Consider the following 17,855-nt stretch of genomic DNA (forward strand, 5'->3'; position numbering starts at 1 on the left):
GCCAGAGCCAGAGCCAGAACAATCAGACGTCACAACCCTGTCTCTAGGTCAAACCGTTACCATTAGTGGACAAGCCTACAGTGAGCACCTGTATCAAATTGACCTTACCCAACCTGCTAGCGCGCTGACATTTAGCCTTGAAGGACAGGGCAATGCCGATCTCTACGTGGCGAAAGATCGTCAAGCGCACTATTACGATTTTGACGCCACCGAGTGGAACCAGACGAGTAATGAAACCGTGACCCTTAACGATGTAGAGCCAGGCCGCTATACCTTAAGTGTCACCGGGCGTGGTGACTTTACCGATGTCACCGTCAAAGTGAATGCGGAAGGCCAAGTACAACCCGAGCCAACGCCAGAACCACAGCCTGAAACGCCAGCTGGCACCGATGACTTGCGCCCGATGCAACTTAACGTCGCCAGCCCCAACAGTATTAGCGTTTATCAACGTCGCTACCTATATGCCGATGTGCCTGAAGGCGCAACCAAAGCGCAAGTGTGGGTCATGGCGGACGGTGACGCGGGCGATCTGAGCGTATTCGCCGCCGAGGATTACTGGCCAACGCAAGCGCAAAATCAAGCCGTTTCAGACGTGCCGGGCAGCAACCAGTATATCGAGGTCGATTTACGTGATCAGCAACGTCTGCACCTACTGCTCACGGGCGATGGAAGCCGAAGCCAAACCGATGTGCGCGTTTACTTTCGCTGATCGCTAAGCACTAAGCACTAAGCACTAAGCACTAAAAAATGCTACCAAGCGCCACTGCCGAGTGGCGCTTTTTTGTTCGATTTCCATAGGAGGAGGAAAATAATAGAAAGAGGAAAAACGCTTAAGGAATGATTTCTGTTTTCACGCTCCCACAAACTGAGATAATGCCGCGATGACAGGCCTTGTATCACTGTTCACGATTAATAAGGAGAAACCATGACCGAATGGGAAAAGATGTGCCAAGGACTTGTCTTCGATGACAGTGATGGCTCTATTGATATCAGGCGAGACCATGCCACACGAACCTTACTGGCATTCAATCAAACAATAGAGGCGACGACAAGGCAGCAACTGCTGCGCGAGTTACTGAGTGCTATCGGCGAAGGTTCGGTGATCCAACCGCCGTTCTATTGCGAGTTTGGTGAGACCATTCGGGTTGGCAGCAATACCTTAATCAATATGAATGTCACTATGCTCGATGGCGCTCCGATCACGATTGGTCACCATGTGCTGATTGGCCCCAATACCCAGTTTTACACCCCTACCCACTCTCTCGATTATCAAAGCCGGCGCGCGTGGGAGACTTGGTGCAAACCCATCGTGGTGGAAGACGATGTGTGGATTGGCGGCAATGTGGTGATCTGTCAGGGCGTCACGATCGGGGCGCGCAGCGTCATCGCCGCCAACTCGGTGGTTAAGCACGACGTGCCGCCTGACAGTCTATACGGAGGGACACCTGCTCGCCACCTCAAAGCACTGAGCAGCAAGCAAGAGGCGTGAGCAAATTCAACGCGTCAATATTGCGCTAATGAATTAGTCTATGAAAGCACTGTTCTGCAACTATCGCACAAGTTCTTGAGGTCGGACGCCCCCCAACAGCCATCTGAAAAGAAAAGCCGCACCTCTTGGTGCGGCACGTTTGCTAACAGCTTGCTGCTTCGGCTTACTGAGCAGGCTTAATCGTCAACTCAGCATTGTCAAATCCGAGCGCGGCCAACTCATCCGAATCAAAGTTAGAAATAAGCTCCACCCCATTTACGCGATCATGGCTTGCCATGAGGGGCGCAGACCGCTTGCTACGCGTAGCGTGGTGAGAAGTAAACGATTTGGCTTGTCCAACTTCAATGGTGCCCGCATATTGAGATTCTGCATAGAAGTCGCCAGACACATACGAGTAGAAAGGACGCAAGCTCTTTCCTGTCGCCCACTGCATACTTTGCAGTCCGTATTTTTCAATGGCCCAGCTCCAGTCCCACCATTTGACTTCACCCGGGATATAGCGGTGGTGCCACTGGTAAGCAATATCGTGCTCAGGCTTACTGCTGCGTCCCATCGTAAAGGTATGTCGTGAAGTAGGACGATTTTCAGGGTGCGAATGCCATGCGTTGCCGTTCCAACGCAAGAAGCCGTCAAAAGTCACGTCATAACTAACATCGGCGCCAAAGCGATACGGATAAGAAATGCTTGAGCGATATAACTCAACGCGGATTGGGATCTCTGAGTGTGCTGGAACGAAAGGACGGGCTTGCAAGGTCACTTGCTCACTGCTCGAGCCACCATTGCTGTTAGCAAAACTTTGATTCGCCTCAAATGAAATAGTGAGCTTGGTGTCGCCGACCAATGGCCACTTAAATTCGTTTTCTGTCTGTACTTTTTGCGCAAACCCATAGGTGTTGGTTTTCTCCCAATTGGTGGCCTCATCGACTTTAAGATCAACGACAACCTGTTGATCAACATCGGTATTATTCCGTGCTACCGCTGAAACCGTTTTAACTAACTGGCGATCAGACTCGACCACATCACCATGCCAAAAATCGCTGTCATTTAAGGTGTAAGCAAAGTTATCCACTTTGATGGTGGTTTTATCGTCACAGCGGTAGCCATCACATCCACCATCATTGTTGCCGCGGATCAACCATTGATCGCCGGAACGCCAAACGTTCATGTCTTCACCAACGTAATCGCTGTGGTTACCACCTACCCATGCATAACCCAGGTAATGCGCGAGATAACTCAGCGGCTTGACAAATTCACTGCGGTTATTGACCAGTGAATATTGGACATCGAGCTCAGTCCCTTCTGGTACGCTTTGCGCGGCGTAATCCGGGATCTCGCCCTCATCATTGATGGGATAACACCATGTATCTTTCGTTTGGCCGTAGTGTTTGATTTCACCGTTATAGCCGCTACCCATGATCGCCCAATCGCCTTCGAGTCCAGCGATTTGCCATTTCCCCATGCGATCCATCAAAAAGTGGCGGTGGGTACTCGCCTCGTCTGCCGTTAATGGCCGATAGTTGGCCCGGCATTGATCCTCGCCTAAGGTATCGAGCACAATTTGATCAGGGTATATGTTTGCCTGCGCGAGCCCTGCATAAACCAGTATTGATAAGCTGGACAGCGTGAGCGCGGTTACATGTGTTTTATTCGCCATTTAACGTATTCCTTATCAAGCATTAATACGAGTTATTGTGCGACTGTCATGGTAGTCGCAGCTCTTACCCTTTCATAAAGAATCAATAAAAAATAATGAAAAACATTGAATTTAATTACCCTTAAATTTCATAATCTTATCGAGTTTAATTCAAAAGTATACGGGATATTCAATGTGATATTTATTCAATAATCGGAGAAGGTTATAGCGACAATAAAATAGAGTATAGGCTCTATTTTCAGAGCCATTAAAGGGCAAAAAAACCAAATACACCATTTAATTTAGCTAAAGCTAATTCAAACAAGGGCGCTATTTTTCCTGTTGGAGAAATTCATCTATTTTTTGTGTCGCATGAATAATATTGAGCGGAGAGTATCGAATAAACGTGCTTCGGTGTGTCTTCTTTGAAACAAAAAGAAGAGTGGCGTACTTATATTTTTTTTCAGTATAAACAAGGCAGTTACACTGGCTGTGTGTCAAAAATTGCTCTATGGAAAAACCAAGTTCACTGCCAGGCGGGTAAAACACGTAAAGCTCCCAATACGCTTTTGATTTAATCCTCCTCGCTGAACCAAATCACTCCACCGCCACCCATTGATTTTTCCAACCACGAACACGCTTGTCGCCACGCACAGCAGTAATGTCATCGCAATTAACAAACACTGCCGGTAGAGCGGCGCGTTGCGTCGTCCTTGACTGACCACTTGAGTTTGGGCGGGTTGTGTTTCTTTAGAAGATGCCGAGTGTTGCCCTGACGCATCATCGCTGCACACCAGATCAGCAGGAGGATAGGAGATCATACCTTCAGTTAACCGATAACCATACTTAGGAACAGTGATCACCAATGAGGCATCCGCACCGACTGCAAGCAGTGCACGCCGTAGTGCACTGATCGATTTTGCCAACGATGTCTGGCCAATGTATTCATTGCCCCAACCATAACAAATCAGTGTCTTCTTGCTCACCGACTGAGGTGAGTGTTTTAAAAGGCATTCGAGTATAAGTGTCTCGCGACATCCAATTCGTGTTGACTTGTGACCGTTGTGAAGTTTCCTTGCGACATTGTCGAAATAAATCATAGTGTTTTTCTTTTAATAATAAAACAATCAATTATTTAGTGCGATAAGCATCGTTTTATTTAGAAACAAGATCACATTTCAATAAATGATGTGATTAATCCGTTTATTTATAAAAACATTACCCCTTAACAATATAAGGTTAATGCTTGTTCCGGCTGATGCCTGTTTACACAAAATACGGTTGTTTACTATACAAAACAACGACGTGGATAGCGTGTTTTTTTCTTTTTACGTTTAAATGCTGTTTTATTGACCAATTTATCACTATGGCATTTATTGCATAATACGCTATATAATATTGAGTGTTTACTCAAAACAGGTTGGCAACAAATATGAAATATATTTATAAAGCACTCTGTATCGTCTCGTTATTGCTGTCTACGGCAAGCTTTTCAGCCATCGGTCCTTACAGCGTGGTGTTAATTCATGGTTTTCAACCCGATCAGCTACAAAGCCGTCCAGACCGTGATCAAGTTGCCGTGGATGGCTCAGACTACTGGCAAAACTACTGGTTACAGCATGCTGATGCCCGTATCGATTGGCCCGCCCACGAGCGCATCGAAGGAAAGATTGCCTCAGATTATCTATGGCCTGCATTAAAAACGCTTTCAGAGCAAGAAACCTGTCTGTCCGGCTGCCTTTTAGTCACCCACTCTACCGGCGACTTGGTAGCGCGCTACCTGTTAGATAATCAAGAAAACTGGCTGACCAACGCAGGGCTCCAGCCACTCAACATTGTCGGCACCTTTGACTTCGCCGGTGCGGGTGGCGGCGTTGAGTTGGCCAATATCGCGGTGAATGTTACCGAAGGCGGCGGTTGGCTCAATCATGCCATGAAAAAAGCCGTGTCACTATGGATGGGACAACTCCCCAGCAAGGGCAATATCGGCGTACTGAACGACTTGAAAGTGGCCAACGCGCGACAACTCGCGATGTGGCCTGATAACCGCGTACCGCGTATTCGTTTTGTCGGAAATGGTTCTGACTTCTTGGGGGCGACATCTCCCTTTATTCCAGGCAGTGATGATGGTGTGGTTGCCGCCCACTCCGCCTGTGGCGCTGCCGATGCCGATGCATTTGATAGCTGTTCGACCGCGATTGAGTTCGACGGCCAGTTAGATTATGTCCACAAAGGGGTTAGACGTTTTATGCCCTCGCACTATCCACTGTTGATGGGCGACAAATACAGCCACCTCACTATCTTTAACCCTTGGCACAAGGGGAAGGTGACGGCAACCGATCCAGAGCTTGTGCTCGGCGATCAGTCTCGTATCGCCGTCGAGACCGTTGACGAAGATGGCTGGTTCGGCAAGAAATACCGCTTTGTCCGTGATTCAGACCGTGACACCTTGTCAGAGCTGGTTCATGCTCTTCCACAATAATTTCGGATACACTGTGACGTCATTAACAAAGCTGCCCTTTCATCGATACAAGGGCAGTAGGACGACTGATTCGCTTTTCTTTCCTGTGCTACCGTGCCTGTAACACATTAATTAGGGATTGCTATGACTCGACTGCTACTCGCAGTAACCTTGGTCGTATCCATTGGCATTACTGCCTACCTATGGCTTGATACTCCCGGCGCGCCGCCCACCAAAATGACGGCTGAACAGAGCATTCAACAGCCATCGCCCGACGTTGCCGAATACGAGCCATCGACGCCAGCGTCTACCCCTCGAAATGCGCAATATCGTCCAGAAGAACCCGATATCGTACAAACCTCGATGGCACCGACACTGAGCTACATTGCGGCCGACTATGCAGAGCAAATCCAGCACCCCTCCTATTCGATCCCGATTCCATCGAAGCAAAGCCCTTATCTACACTGGAATCGATATGTCTCGACGCCGATGCCGATCCTCGATGGCTCGGTAAAAGCAGCATTAAAGCTCAACCAATACCGCTACTTTTATCCGGAAAACATTCAAGCCTCACTGATCACCCCGGCCTCTTTTAATCACGCGACTGTGTCAGTCATTGATGTCGAGGCTAATCGGGAATTGACCCGCCTTAATGTGACAGAGACACAGTGGAACATTGAGCCCAAAGCTGACTGGCCCATTGAGCTTCGCCTCAAAGCGGCTCTCAATTTTGATGGGGGCGACGACGTGCTCACTGCCGACTTTCGTCTTTATCAACCTATTGCGGAAGTGAAAGGGGTGAAGCCGGTTTTCGGCCGCGGGCCAGATATGGTGATACCGCTGGTTTTGGATATCGAAAAAAGCGGTATTTACCGAGTGCGTGCCAATCTATTTACTGCTGACGATCAACCCGTTGCGGCATTAACCAGTAAGACACGCCTCAGTGAAGGAGAGCAAACTCTGGCGCTACGCGCGTTCAAAGCCGCAATGCGTGGCTATGGTGATGAATGGCAACTGAAAGACGTGGTCATTGAGCGTATGTCCGGTTATCCCGGTGAACGGGCACAATTTGGCATCAGCCCACAAGACTATTATTCACTCGGTACTTTCGATACCGGACAATTATCCGACGAGCCCTATCAAATGAACGAGCAAGAGCGGATGCAATTGGAGTTTCTGCAACGCGCAGCGCAACAATCTTAGTCGCCCGCGACAGGCTCTGACGCCAAGCGTTCGATTTGTTCACGTGCGGTATGGATGCACTGGCGTACCACCCGAGCAGTATTGGTACGCTGCCACGCCAACACGACGTGACTCACCAAGGGCATGTCCTCAACGCTAACCACAGCAACATGGTCGCTCAGTTGCGTCGTCAATGATTCAGGCACTAGGGCAATCCCAAACCCCGCGGAAACCATCGCCGTTGCCGAATGCAATTGCGGCGCCAACGAAGCATTCGATGGCGTCAGTCCTGCCCCTTTTAACCCATCCACTAAGGCATCGTGTAATCCGGGGCCAATATCACGCGGAAACAGGATAATCGGATCATGTCCTAGTTGTGACAACGTCACGCTTTGCTGCTTGGCAAAAGCATGATGAGCAGGTACCACCAGCTTAAACGGATCAGAAAAAAGCGGCGTGTGCGCCACGTGTTCACTGGCATAACAAGGCAGGCGAAGAAAGGCGAGATCGACATCCTGCTGGCGCAAGGTTTCCACCAACGCTGGCATGGGTAACTCTATCGGTTGAAAATCAATGTCTGGATGGGATTGCTGTAACCGCCGAACAAGCTCTAACACCGCTTGGCTCACCACCGTCGAGCTGGCAAACCCAAGTCGCAGTTGATTTCGCTCGCCTCGCGCGACTTGTTTGACCCGCTGCACCGCATGATCTAACTGCGCCAAGATTTTCACCGCATCATCATAAAGCACCTGACCGGCGGGTGTTAATGCCACCCCGCGGGATAAGCGTTCAAACAAAGGCACACCCACCTCTTGCTCTAGCTTTTTAATTTGTTGACTCAGTGGTGGTTGCGCAATGCCCAGTTTTTCGGCTGCGCGGGTAAAGTGCTGGCACTCTGCCACCGTTACAAAATACCGTAAATACCTTAGCTCCATGACCTTACCTCTGAGAACTTTCTGGTATTCAGTATCTTAACACGTTTTTTATGTGCCATATCTTTTCGATATCAAAGCCAACCTTTTTTGTATTGGATGCTATCCAAGCCAGCTCGCATCATAGCCATAGGTATCACGCAACCAACCGTTTGGTTATCAGAACGGTTGTTAAATACGGTTAACGAGGACGCTTTATGAGCACCCAAACCTGCCACTGCGCCGAGCACATTGCGGCCGCCTATGTTGAACATCACCAACACACTGGAGAGGGCGAAATCTATCAAACCTCTTTGATGAGTGCCTTGATTGATGGCGTTTACGAAGGAGAAACCACCATGGCCGATCTCCTTAAACATGGCGACTTCGGGCTCGGCACATTCAACCAACTCGACGGTGAACTCATCGCCTTTGATAAAACCCTATTCCAACTGCGCAGTGATGGCTCGGCGCGTCATGCCGATCCGGAGCAAAAGACTCCCTTTGCGGTCATGACCTTTTTCAAGCCAGAGATCAGCCAGTCTTTTGATCACCCCATGTCGCGCCAAGAGCTGCATGATGTCATCGATAGCTGGGTGCCAAGCGACAATATTTTTTGTGCGGTTCGTATCGATGGGGCCTTTGAACATGTGCGCACCCGTACTGTGCCCAAACAAACTCCGCCGTACAAACCCATGCTTGAGGCTATCGCCGCGCAGCCTGAGTTTCGCTTTGACCATGTCAATGGCGTGATTGCTGGCTTTCGCAGCCCACAGTATACCCAGGGCATCAATGTCGCAGGCTATCACGAGCACTTTATCACTGACACACGCCAAGGCGGGGGGCATGTTCAAGACTACGAATTGGCCTGTGGCACCTTGCAAATTGGTCGGGTCTCAAAACTGGTCATTGATCTACCAACGAATGCCAGCTTCCTCGGCGCGAACTTAACCCCGGACAACATACACGCCGCTATCGAACAAGCAGAAAAATAATATCACCTCCCATAGGGAGCTAACCTCACGAGGAGCCCAAGATGACAAAAACAACACAGTGGGACACAGGCGCACAACTGGTCGCAAATCACCTAGAACGCCAAGGCGTCGATTATATCTTTGGTATTCCCGGGGCAAAAATTGATCGCCTTTTTGATGCGATTGAAGATACCAATATTAAAATGATCCCGGTCCGCCATGAGGCGAATGGCGCCTTTATGGCCGGTGTTATTGGCCGCTTAACCGGTAAAGCGGGCGTTACCATGGCAACATCCGGTCCGGGCTGCACGAACCTAGTGACTGGCGTGGCGACCGCCAATTCTGAAGGCGATCCTGTGGTTGCTTTAGGGGGGGCGGTGAAACGGGCCGATCAACAAAAACAAACCCACCAAAGCCTAGATACCGTCAGCATTTTCAATTCGGTGACCAAGTACAGTGCTGAAGTACAAGCAGCTTCAGCCACCTCTGAAATTCTTGCCAACGCTTTTCGTGCGGCAGAAAGCGGTCGCCCTGGCGCTGCCTTTGTCAGTCTACCGATGGATATTCTCAACCAACCCGTGGAGAGTGGCGTACTCGCCCCCTCATTTCCTGCCCCGCTAGGCGTGGCCGATACACGCTCTATCCGCGAAGCGGCAAACAAAATCAAAGGGGCGCGTAATCCAGTATTTTTACTCGGTTTGCAAGCCAGCCGTCCCGAAAATGCGGCAGCCATTCGCGCCCTACTCAATCGTACCCAGCTTCCGGTCATCGGGACCTACCAGGCCGCTGGCACCGTCGACATCACCTACTATCAGCGCTTTGCCGGTCGGGTCGGATTATTTAATAATCAACCGGGCGATCTTTTGTTAGCGAACGCTGATCTGATCGTCACCATTGGTTTTGGCCCGATTGAGTATGACCCGGAGCTTTGGAACACCCAACACACCGATATTGTCCATATTGATGTGGCCCCTGCAGAAATTGAGCACTATTACCGCCCCAGTGTCGAGCTTGTTGGCCAAATTGAGCCAACCCTTAATGCGCTTACCGAGCAGCTCGACCATCAGTGGTTAATGCCCGCCTCGACGGTCGATCTGCTGGAAGAAGTCGCCCACCAGCGCCAAGCCATTCGAGCATACAGTCGTTCACACCAAGATTTCGCCATGCATCCACTGCATTTGATCAAGGCAATGCAGGATGTGATCACGCCAGACACCACACTGTGTCTTGACATGGGCAGCTTCCATATCTGGATCGCCCGTTACCTCAACTGTTTCCGTTCCCGTCAATTACTGGTCTCGAACGGTCAACAAACCATGGGCGTCGCCCTTCCTTGGGGGATTGGTGCGAGCTTGCTCAACCCCGATCGCAAAGTGGTGTCCGTGTCCGGAGACGGTGGATTTATGCAATCGAGCATGGAGCTTGAAACCGCAGTCCGCCTCAAATGCAACTTGTTACACATTGTTTGGGTGGACAACGCCTACAACATGGTAGAGATGCAAGAAGTCAAAAAATATCAGCGCTTCTCCGGTGTGAAATTTGGCCCGATTGACTTTAAAGCCTACGCCGAGTCCTTTGGCGCTAAAGGCTTTGCGGTGACACGACAAGAAGATTTAGTCACTCAACTGAAACAAGCCATGGATACCCAAGGCCCAGCTGTTATCGCCATTCCCGTGGACTACAGCGACAACTTTAAGCTAATGGCCCCACGCGAGGCCGGCAGCATGGATCCGGTATTCGCCTGATCAAACAGACATAAAGGAGAACACAATGAAAGGTATTAACCAAAAAGTCGCATTGATTACCGGTGCCGCCAACGGTATTGGCGCCGCGATTACCGACCGCCTTTATCAAGAAGGCGCCAAAGTGGCCATTGCGGACTGGAACCAAGCGGCATTAAATGACACAGCTGCAAAATACGATGCTGATCGCGTCTTGAAGCTCTCTGTCGATGTTTCAGATCCAAAAGCGGTAGAAGCCATGATTCAAGAAGTGGTGTCTCACTTTGGTCAGTTAGATATGCTAATCAATAACGCTGGGGTGCATACACCTGGCTCGGTGATTGACGGCACATTGGACGACTGGGAAAAAGTATCAGGTGTCGATATTGATGGTGTGGTTTTTTGCGCTAAATACGCCATGCCTGAGTTAATAAAAACCAAAGGCTCGATGGTAAATACGGCGTCAGTATCAGGCCTGGGCGGTGATTGGGGCGCGGCTTTTTACTGTGCTGCAAAAGGCGCGGTTGCGAATCTAACACGTGCCATGGCACTCGATCACGGCCTTCAAGGGGTGCGTATTAATGCCGTTTGCCCGAGCTTAGTCAAAACCAATATGACTAATGGCTGGCCTGAATCGGTGCGGGAAAAGTTCAATGAACGTATCGCACTAGGTCGTCCAGCAGAGCCTGAAGAGGTTGCTTCTGCGGTAGCATTTCTTGTCAGTGACGATGCGTCATTTATTTCCGGTGTTAATCTCCCCGTCGACGGGGGTGCCACCGCCTCGGATGGTCAACCTAAAATCGTCTAATAAACCATCAAGCGTCCCAATGCGTCCGTGTTATCGGGCGCTTTTTATAGGCGAGCCACTCAGTAAAATAGCGGGTGTTTAAGCAAGGTGGAAATCAATCACAAACAACGGGGGACGCGCTGGGTAGATTTGCAAAATCAGCGCCTTCAAGTCGGAAAGTGACATCCCCTCTTGTTCAGCATGGCGGGCATTAATGTCCTCGAACGCTAACGGCGCAACGCTGTCGATCACAATGTCACACACATAATCATCAGTTTCTAGCTGATGCACCGCGACACGCGAACCAGGTTGATAGTGACTTTCGGACTCATCGCGAATGGTGATGGTTTTAACACCAGCGGCCACCATGGGCGTTAAGGTGGAGAAGAAGGTGATTTTGGTCGGGGCAGTCATGTTGTTTGCTTCCAAACTGTGTTGGTCAAGGGTGCGATGCGATTTAAAAAGCCCGCGAGCACCTGCACGCGGGCTTTACATGCCTTGCGACGTTACGCCATCATCGGCACCAATACAAGGGTGCCAATAATCACGGTAATTAATCCACAAAGCACCGGCACCGAGGTGCGTTTAACCACCTCAAACGGGCTGAGTTTTGCCATCCCTGAGGTCGCTACAATCACGCCTGATACCGGCGAAACCGTGCGGCCTAAATTAGATGCTTGCAACATGGGGATAATCAAAAAGGCTGGGTTAAGTCCCATCTTCGCGGCTAACGATGGCGCGAGTTCGACAAACGCATAGAAAGGCGCATTGCCTGACCCGGTCGCAATCGCTGCCGCCACAGTGAGCAGGGTTAGCAACAACATCAGCGCGATACCGCCTGCGCCCGCACTCTCCGCTAGGCCCAATAAGTTGTCAATCGCACCAATCGACATCAAGCCTTGGGCAAATACACCGGCAGCCACCAACAGCATCACGACGCCTTTGAAGGCATCCGCCATGCCTTCATAGCAGGCATCGAGATCTTCTAGCGTTCTTCTGCCATCAAATTTCTTGGTCGCAAAGTCCACCAATGCCCCTAAAAAGATCGACAAGACCACGATGGTATAAATATCAAGATACAGCCCCTCGATGGTTTTCCCATTGAATAGGAACACCCCGATAATGGGTAAAAACGGCAACACTGCGTAATAAGCAGGCGCGTGTGTTTCTATCTCAGAGACATCCACACGCTCCATCGGCGTGTTTTCTTTGTTATCCAGATATTTATTCCAAAAGTAAGCCGCGGCGGCCATCACGATGATCGCACAAATAGAGACCGGCAATACGGTTTCAACCGCAAACACGTGAAGCGGTAGGCCTGCTTTTTCCGCTGCAATCACCACATCGCCCGACGTGGGTGACAAGATAATAGCAGCAGGTGATGCACACACTGCGGTAGCGGCAGGACGAGAAATGCCCATCGCGGTCATCATCGGGAACAAGGTCGCCATCAGCAGGACCCCCAACCCAGTGGCAGAGCTGACCGCCAGCGACATCAAACATGCCACGATATAAGCCGCTACGAGCAGCACATAGGGTGACTTGATCACCGATAGCGGCTTAGAGAACTGTTTCACCACGACGTTGTTGGCACCAATGTGCGACATATAGGCAGCAAAGCCGCACAACAACATAATTTGCATCCCAAGGCCGCCACCTCGGTATTGCAGCATGTATTTCACGTATTCCAGCGAGTCAGTAAACAGATTCCCCGTTGACGTTAATTTATCCGGCAGCACACTGTGCCCGATTAACCCGGTGATAATCAGTAATAAAATCCCTGCGGTTAGCAAGGTGCTTGCAGCACGATAACCTTTGACAATGAAGTAGCCCACAGCCACTGTTACAACAAGCCCAATGAGCAGTTCTAGCATAATTCACTCCACCAGATGGTAAAAATAAAAGAATGGGATGGAATTTACTCAGCTCACTGTACTAAACCCCTGCCTGTAGCACGACAACAACCAACCCCGAGCTTGATTTAAGACAAATAAAAAGCCGCCTCTCAATAAAAGGCGGCTTGGCGATCATAGTTTGTCTTGATTCGGTTATCGGCTAGTGGTGGAGATCAAAGCGGTCCGCGTTCATCACTTTTACCCACGCCGCGACAAAATCATGCACAAACTTGGCTTGGTTATCATCTTGCGCGTAAAACTCAGCGTAAGCGCGCAATATAGAGTTTGAGCCAAACACGAGATCGACGCGACTTGCCGTCCACTTCACCGCGCCAGAATCGCGTGCAATGATTTCATAGCGGTTGCGGCCAACAGGTTTCCATTGGTACGCCATGTCCGTCAAATTGACGAAAAAGTCATGACTTAGCTGACCCACACGGTCAGTCAACACACCTTCCGACGCACCGCCATGATTGGTGCCAAGCACGCGCATCCCTCCCAGCAGTACCGTCATTTCTGGGGCTGTCAGTCCCATCAGTTGAGCACGGTCTAGCAGTAACTCTTCAGGCTGAACGGTGTAGTCTTTTTTCAGCCAGTTACGGAATCCATCTGCAATCGGTTCTAACACCTCAAACGAAGCAATATCGGTTTGCTCCATGGTCGCATCACCGCGGCCAGGTGCGAAGGGGACGTCGACGGGGACGCCAGCCGCTTTTGCCGCTTCTTCAATGCCTTGATTGCCTGCTAGCACGATGGTATCAGCCAGACTAACCTGATGCTTCTGGGCAATATTACTCAGCACGTTAATCACCTTCGCTAGACGCTCCGGCTCGTTCCCTTGCCAATCTTTTTGCGGCGCTAGGCGGATCCGCGCGCCGTTCGCCCCACCCCGCTTATCGGATTGGCGATAAGTCCGTGCGCTATCCCATGCGGTGGTCACTTTCTCTGCCAGCGTCAGGTCGCTGTTGGCAATATCTGCTTTTACCGCCGCGACGTCATAATCGGCACGCCCTGCCGGCACAGGATCTTGCCAAATCAAATCCTCACTCGGCACATCTGGGCCGATATAGCGCGATTTGGGTCCCATATCGCGGTGCGTGAGTTTAAACCAAGCTTTAGCAAAGGCATCCGCTAACTGTTCGGGATTTTGATAGAAACGCTCCGCAATTTTGCGATAAGTCGGATCCATTTTGAGTGCCATGTCGGCATCCGTCATCATCGGATTACGACGAATGGTGGGGTCTTCCACATCGACAGGTTTATCTTCTTCTTTGATGTCGATAGGCTCCCACTGCCACGCGCCTGCTGGGCTTTTCTTCAATTCCCACTCGTAGTTAAACAACAGATAAAAGTAGCCGTTATCCCATTGCGTGGGGTGGGTGGTCCAGGCTCCCTCAATACCACTGGTGACCGTATCACGACCAATGCCACGTGCTTGGTGGTTGTTCCAACCTAAGCCTTGCTCTTCAATCGCCGCGGCTTCCGGCTCAGGACCAAGTTGTTCCGCATCGCCATTGCCGTGACATTTACCGACAGTATGGCCACCCGCGGTGAGCGCAACAGTTTCTTCATCGTTCATCGCCATCCGCTCGAAGGTGACACGCATATCTTGCGCGGTTTTAAGCGGATCGGGGTGGCCATCTACCCCTTCTGGGTTGACATAAATCAGCCCCATCATCACCGCCGCCAATGGGTTTTCCAGATCGCGCTCGCCAGAGTAGCGGCTGTTCTCAGCATCACTTGGGGCCAACCATTCTTTTTCTGCGCCCCAGTAGGTATCTTTCTCAGGGTGCCAAATATCCTCGCGGCCAAATGCGAACCCATAGGTTTTTAAGCCCATCGATTCATAAGCCATCGTCCCCGCAAGTAACATTAAATCGGCCCAGCTAATTTTGTTGCCATATTTTTTCTTAATGGGCCACAACAGACGACGAGCCTTATCAAGGTTGGCGTTGTCCGGCCATGAGTTCAAAGGCGCAAAACGCTGGTTCCCTGTCGCACCGCCACCGCGGCCGTCGGCAATGCGATAGCTCCCCGCGGAGTGCCACGCCATGCGAATCATCAAACCGCCATAATGTCCCCAGTCGGCAGGCCACCATGACTGACTCTCGGTAAGTAGCGACTTAACGTCATTTTTAAGTGCGTCAATATTGAGTGTTTTTAGGGCTGACGGGTAATCAAAATCGTTATCAAAGGGGGAGGTTTTACTGTCGTGCTGATGAAGAATGTCGAGATTGAGTGCATTGGGCCACCAGGTTTTGTGTGCCATCTCTTCCGATGTTGCGCCACCATGCATCACGGGGCATTGACCGCCCGACGTTGAGCGTTGCTGAGACATTGCTTTCTCCTTATGTTTTATCCATCAGTGCGAACGCTAAAACACCTGACTAGGCCGCACTGACGCTATCATTAGTTATTGCTAACTAAACATGAGTAACGTTAATAGACAATCACACAAAGCGCTAATCTGTTATGCCAATAATGTTAATAGTTAATAACTTATGAGCGACGCGCTAACTCACATTTACCATGCCCATTCGCGATTTTGAAGCACCACACGATAACCGTCCAGATCTTCAAAGGTACGCCCGTCTTTATCCCAATAGCTATTGTAGCTCGGCACAGGTTTAAACCCAGCGGCTTCAATTTGTTGACAGGCCGCCTGCCATGCGGCGTGATCCGGCAAATAAAAAACCAGTAAATTCTCTTGTGAGGGCGCTGGACCGACATGCGTACCGCGATGATGGGTAAATTCAAGGTGATAGTTATGATGTGGGTGACCAATAATGGCGCCATCAAAATCATTATGGCCAGAAAACGTCGCCAATAGCTCAAACCCCAGCCCATCGCAATACATGTTGGTAATGTCGGCCAAATTGTCGGTGGGTCGTGCCACCCGCATCACGGTGTCTTTATCAATCATTGTGCTGGCTCCTCCGGCTCGCAATTCAATGTTTGCATCATGGTGATAGAGTCTGGGGTAAACCCCAGCGCATGGTAAAACGCCTGCGCATCCTGATTAAACGTCATCACTTCTAGTTTAATCACAGTGGCATGATTGTCTTTCGCCCATTGGGTACACGCAGCCATTAACGCTTTGCCCGCGCCGGTTCCACGCGCATCACGGTCAACCACAATGGTATTCACATGACACATGGGATCATCGACCAGATGAGGAATGTGTACAAACGATTCCAGCCTTGCCGACAAAAAGCCAATCACTTTGTTTTGATGCTCTGCCACCCAAAAGTACTTATCCTCTTCTTGCAGCGCTTGCTGCAAAAACGCCCGACCGCTTGGGCCAGGCGTTGCAAACAGATGCGGCGCATGTTGATGGTGCATGTCACCAATTTGTACATTTAGAGCGAAGATGGCATCCAAGTCCTCAACTGAGGCGCGTCTCACTTGCATCCTTGTGTCCTTTAAATCCTTTTGTGTATTAGGCGATAAAAATCTGCCCTAATACATAACCGAGCGCACAAGCGCTCACCACGCCAATTAAGCCGACCGCCATAAATGAATGGTTGAAATACCATTTACCAATTTTGGTGGTGCCGGATGCATCAAAATTCACTGTCGCAATATCAGAAGGATAGTTGGGAATAAAGAAGTACCCATACACGGCCGGCATAATACCGATAAGCAGCGCAGGATCGAGCCCTAACCCAAGACCCACCGGCAACATCATCCGTGCGGTCGCGGCTTGTGAATTAACAACCACTGACACGATAAACAAGGCAAGTGCAAAAGACCACGGATATTGAGTGACCATCTCCACAATTCCCGACTTAAATTGCGGCATCGCGTATTGAAAGTAAGTGTCTGACATCCAAGCAATCCCGAAGATAGCAATGGCCGCCACCATCCCAGATTTAAACACCACGCCATTCGGCACATTACGCGGATCCGTTTTAGTCGCCAGTAAGATGATCCCGCCAAAGCAGAGCATCATCATTTGAATAACCACCGACATGCTGATGGCCTTACTTGCCCCTGCTACTGTGCGAATTTCTGGCCACATCGCGATAATCACAATGGTAACGATGGCACTGATGAACAATAACACCGCATTGCGCGCGGAACGGGGTAATACCTCATCTAACGAGGTCGCGGTGGTATTTTCGATACGTTCGCGCCATTCGGGGTCTTGTAAGCGCGCTTGGTAATCCGGATCGTCATCCAGCTCTTTGCCGCGGCGCAAGCTATACAGAGACATCAGCAAGGTACCGAACAAGGTGGCGGGGACAGTCACCAACAAAATCGAGACTAACGTAATGTCATGTTGAATATCGGCAAGCTGTGCAAGGTAATACACCACCGCAGCAGAAATCGGCGAGGCCGTAATCGCGATTTGAGAGGCAACTGACGCCGCCGCCATTGGGCGTTCCGGACGAATACCATTTTTCAGCGCGACATCACCGATAATCGGCATAATGGAATACACCGCGTGACCGGTACCAAGCATAAAGGTCATGGCATAGGTGACAAACGGTGCTATCAAGGTGACGCGTTTTGGATTTTTACGCAATAATCGCTCGGCCACTTGCAGCATATACTTAAGGCCACCTGCCGCTTCCAAGATAGAGGCGCAGGTGACGACCGCAAGAATAATCAACATCACGGTCACGGGCGGTGACGTTGGCGGCATCTGGAAGATAAACACTTCGATGACCAAGCCAATCCCTGAAACCACGCCCAGCCCAATACCCCCGTATCGGGAGCCGATGTACAGCATTAGCAGTAAGAACAAGAACTCTAAATACAACATACCCTCACCTCTCTACCCGACTACGCAGGCTGTT

General features: G+C 50.3%; 16 protein-coding genes. 7 read left to right on the plus strand and 9 right to left on the minus strand.

Translation table 11 applies throughout. From position 1 onward, the window contains the following. Both BGL48_RS10320 and BGL48_RS10325 read left to right on the plus strand, forming a co-directional pair. A partial coding sequence (locus tag BGL48_RS10320; RefSeq protein WP_176719655.1) for a PPC domain-containing protein occupies positions 1–709 on the plus strand: 709 nt, incomplete at its 5' end. Between the two features lie 216 nt (positions 710–925). Continuing rightward, positions 926–1,489, plus strand: coding sequence for a sugar O-acetyltransferase (locus BGL48_RS10325; RefSeq protein WP_069362565.1), 564 nt, complete (start codon positions 926–928; stop codon positions 1,487–1,489). Positions 1,490–1,652: 163 nt separating this feature from the next. On the opposite strand, the gene BGL48_RS10330 is transcribed toward BGL48_RS10325, so the two are convergent. Both BGL48_RS10330 and BGL48_RS10335 read right to left on the minus strand, forming a co-directional pair. Continuing rightward, positions 1,653–3,143 carry an aerolysin family beta-barrel pore-forming toxin gene (locus BGL48_RS10330; RefSeq protein ID WP_069362566.1) on the minus strand — a complete coding sequence of 497 codons (1,491 nt, stop codon included), beginning with the start codon at positions 3,141–3,143 and terminating at the stop codon, positions 1,653–1,655. A 488-nt stretch (positions 3,144–3,631) separates the two neighbouring features. Then, positions 3,632–4,222: a transcriptional regulator gene (locus BGL48_RS10335; protein ID WP_083238536.1), complete on the minus strand. Its 591-nt coding sequence runs from the start codon at positions 4,220–4,222 to the stop codon at positions 3,632–3,634. Between the two features lie 332 nt (positions 4,223–4,554). Between BGL48_RS10335 and BGL48_RS10340 the strand changes: the two genes are divergently transcribed. Both BGL48_RS10340 and BGL48_RS10345 read left to right on the plus strand, forming a co-directional pair. Further along, positions 4,555–5,604, plus strand: coding sequence for a hypothetical protein (locus BGL48_RS10340; RefSeq protein ID WP_069362568.1), 1,050 nt, complete (start codon positions 4,555–4,557; stop codon positions 5,602–5,604). Between the two features lie 123 nt (positions 5,605–5,727). Then, positions 5,728–6,786, plus strand: coding sequence for a hypothetical protein (locus BGL48_RS10345; RefSeq protein ID WP_069362569.1), 1,059 nt, complete (start codon positions 5,728–5,730; stop codon positions 6,784–6,786). Here the strand turns inward: BGL48_RS10345 and BGL48_RS10350 are convergent. Continuing rightward, on the minus strand, positions 6,783–7,700 hold the full coding sequence (locus tag BGL48_RS10350) for a LysR family transcriptional regulator (RefSeq protein ID WP_069362570.1): 918 nt from the start codon (positions 7,698–7,700) through the stop codon (positions 6,783–6,785). The two genes, BGL48_RS10345 and BGL48_RS10350, sit on opposite strands and share 4 nt — an antisense overlap. Positions 7,701–7,894: 194 nt before the next feature. Here BGL48_RS10350 and budA point away from each other — a divergent pair, with 194 nt between their 5' ends. From budA to BGL48_RS10365, 3 genes are read left to right on the plus strand one after another with little or no spacing between them, the layout of a single operon-like run. Further along, positions 7,895–8,671 (plus strand): acetolactate decarboxylase, encoded by a 777-nt coding sequence (gene budA, locus BGL48_RS10355; RefSeq protein WP_069362571.1) that lies wholly within the window; start codon positions 7,895–7,897, stop codon positions 8,669–8,671. Positions 8,672–8,712: 41 nt separating this feature from the next. Beyond that, positions 8,713–10,395, plus strand: coding sequence for an acetolactate synthase AlsS (gene alsS / locus BGL48_RS10360; protein ID WP_069362572.1), 1,683 nt, complete (start codon positions 8,713–8,715; stop codon positions 10,393–10,395). Between the two features lie 25 nt (positions 10,396–10,420). Then, the gene (locus tag BGL48_RS10365) at positions 10,421–11,179 is read left to right on the plus strand and encodes an SDR family NAD(P)-dependent oxidoreductase (RefSeq protein WP_069362573.1); all 759 of its coding nucleotides are present in this window, start codon (positions 10,421–10,423) and stop codon (positions 11,177–11,179) included. 78 nt (positions 11,180–11,257) lie between these two features. Here the strand turns inward: BGL48_RS10365 and yqfB are convergent, their stop codons facing one another. The 6 genes from yqfB to BGL48_RS10395 form a co-directional block, all read right to left on the minus strand. Further along, positions 11,258–11,572: a N(4)-acetylcytidine aminohydrolase gene (gene yqfB, locus BGL48_RS10370; protein ID WP_069362574.1), complete on the minus strand. Its 315-nt coding sequence runs from the start codon at positions 11,570–11,572 to the stop codon at positions 11,258–11,260. 92 nt (positions 11,573–11,664) lie between these two features. Further along, complete coding sequence (gene dcuC / locus BGL48_RS10375) at positions 11,665–13,032, minus strand: anaerobic C4-dicarboxylate transporter DcuC (RefSeq protein WP_069362575.1); 1,368 nt, start codon at positions 13,030–13,032, stop codon at positions 11,665–11,667. A 181-nt stretch (positions 13,033–13,213) separates the two neighbouring features. Then, complete coding sequence (gene katG, locus BGL48_RS10380; protein WP_069362576.1) at positions 13,214–15,391, minus strand: catalase/peroxidase HPI; 2,178 nt, start codon at positions 15,389–15,391, stop codon at positions 13,214–13,216. A 186-nt stretch (positions 15,392–15,577) separates the two neighbouring features. Beyond that, positions 15,578–15,976 carry a VOC family protein gene (locus tag BGL48_RS10385; RefSeq protein ID WP_069362577.1) on the minus strand — a complete coding sequence of 133 codons (399 nt, stop codon included), beginning with the start codon at positions 15,974–15,976 and terminating at the stop codon, positions 15,578–15,580. Beyond that, positions 15,973–16,464, minus strand: coding sequence for a GNAT family N-acetyltransferase (locus tag BGL48_RS10390; RefSeq protein WP_069362578.1), 492 nt, complete (start codon positions 16,462–16,464; stop codon positions 15,973–15,975). Before BGL48_RS10390 ends, BGL48_RS10385 begins: the two co-directional genes overlap by 4 nt. A 28-nt stretch (positions 16,465–16,492) precedes the next feature. Then, positions 16,493–17,821 carry an anaerobic C4-dicarboxylate transporter gene (locus BGL48_RS10395; RefSeq protein ID WP_069362579.1) on the minus strand — a complete coding sequence of 443 codons (1,329 nt, stop codon included), beginning with the start codon at positions 17,819–17,821 and terminating at the stop codon, positions 16,493–16,495. Between the last annotated feature and the right edge of the window lie 34 nt (positions 17,822–17,855).

The sequence above is a fragment of the Salinivibrio sp. SS3 genome (assembly GCF_001722105.1).
Classification (GTDB): Bacteria; Pseudomonadota; Gammaproteobacteria; order Enterobacterales; family Vibrionaceae; genus Salinivibrio; species Salinivibrio kushneri.

What these genes read in the sequence shown, in the direction of transcription:
- BGL48_RS10325 (WP_069362565.1), top strand. Translation starts at nt 926, where the DNA reads ATGACCGAATGGGAAAAGATGTGCCAAGGACTTGTCTTCGATGACAGT.
- BGL48_RS10330 (WP_069362566.1), bottom strand. Translation starts at nt 3,143, where the DNA reads ATGGCGAATAAAACACATGTAACCGCGCTCACGCTGTCCAGCTTATCA.
- BGL48_RS10335 (WP_083238536.1), bottom strand. Translation starts at nt 4,222, where the DNA reads ATGATTTATTTCGACAATGTCGCAAGGAAACTTCACAACGGTCACAAG.
- BGL48_RS10340 (WP_069362568.1), top strand. Translation starts at nt 4,555, where the DNA reads ATGAAATATATTTATAAAGCACTCTGTATCGTCTCGTTATTGCTGTCT.
- BGL48_RS10345 (WP_069362569.1), top strand. Translation starts at nt 5,728, where the DNA reads ATGACTCGACTGCTACTCGCAGTAACCTTGGTCGTATCCATTGGCATT.
- BGL48_RS10350 (WP_069362570.1), bottom strand. Translation starts at nt 7,700, where the DNA reads ATGGAGCTAAGGTATTTACGGTATTTTGTAACGGTGGCAGAGTGCCAG.
- budA (WP_069362571.1), top strand. Translation starts at nt 7,895, where the DNA reads ATGAGCACCCAAACCTGCCACTGCGCCGAGCACATTGCGGCCGCCTAT.
- alsS (WP_069362572.1), top strand. Translation starts at nt 8,713, where the DNA reads ATGACAAAAACAACACAGTGGGACACAGGCGCACAACTGGTCGCAAAT.
- BGL48_RS10365 (WP_069362573.1), top strand. Translation starts at nt 10,421, where the DNA reads ATGAAAGGTATTAACCAAAAAGTCGCATTGATTACCGGTGCCGCCAAC.
- yqfB (WP_069362574.1), bottom strand. Translation starts at nt 11,572, where the DNA reads ATGACTGCCCCGACCAAAATCACCTTCTTCTCCACCTTAACGCCCATG.
- dcuC (WP_069362575.1), bottom strand. Translation starts at nt 13,032, where the DNA reads ATGCTAGAACTGCTCATTGGGCTTGTTGTAACAGTGGCTGTGGGCTAC.
- katG (WP_069362576.1), bottom strand. Translation starts at nt 15,391, where the DNA reads ATGTCTCAGCAACGCTCAACGTCGGGCGGTCAATGCCCCGTGATGCAT.
- BGL48_RS10385 (WP_069362577.1), bottom strand. Translation starts at nt 15,976, where the DNA reads ATGATTGATAAAGACACCGTGATGCGGGTGGCACGACCCACCGACAAT.
- BGL48_RS10390 (WP_069362578.1), bottom strand. Translation starts at nt 16,464, where the DNA reads ATGCAAGTGAGACGCGCCTCAGTTGAGGACTTGGATGCCATCTTCGCT.
- BGL48_RS10395 (WP_069362579.1), bottom strand. Translation starts at nt 17,821, where the DNA reads ATGTTGTATTTAGAGTTCTTGTTCTTACTGCTAATGCTGTACATCGGC.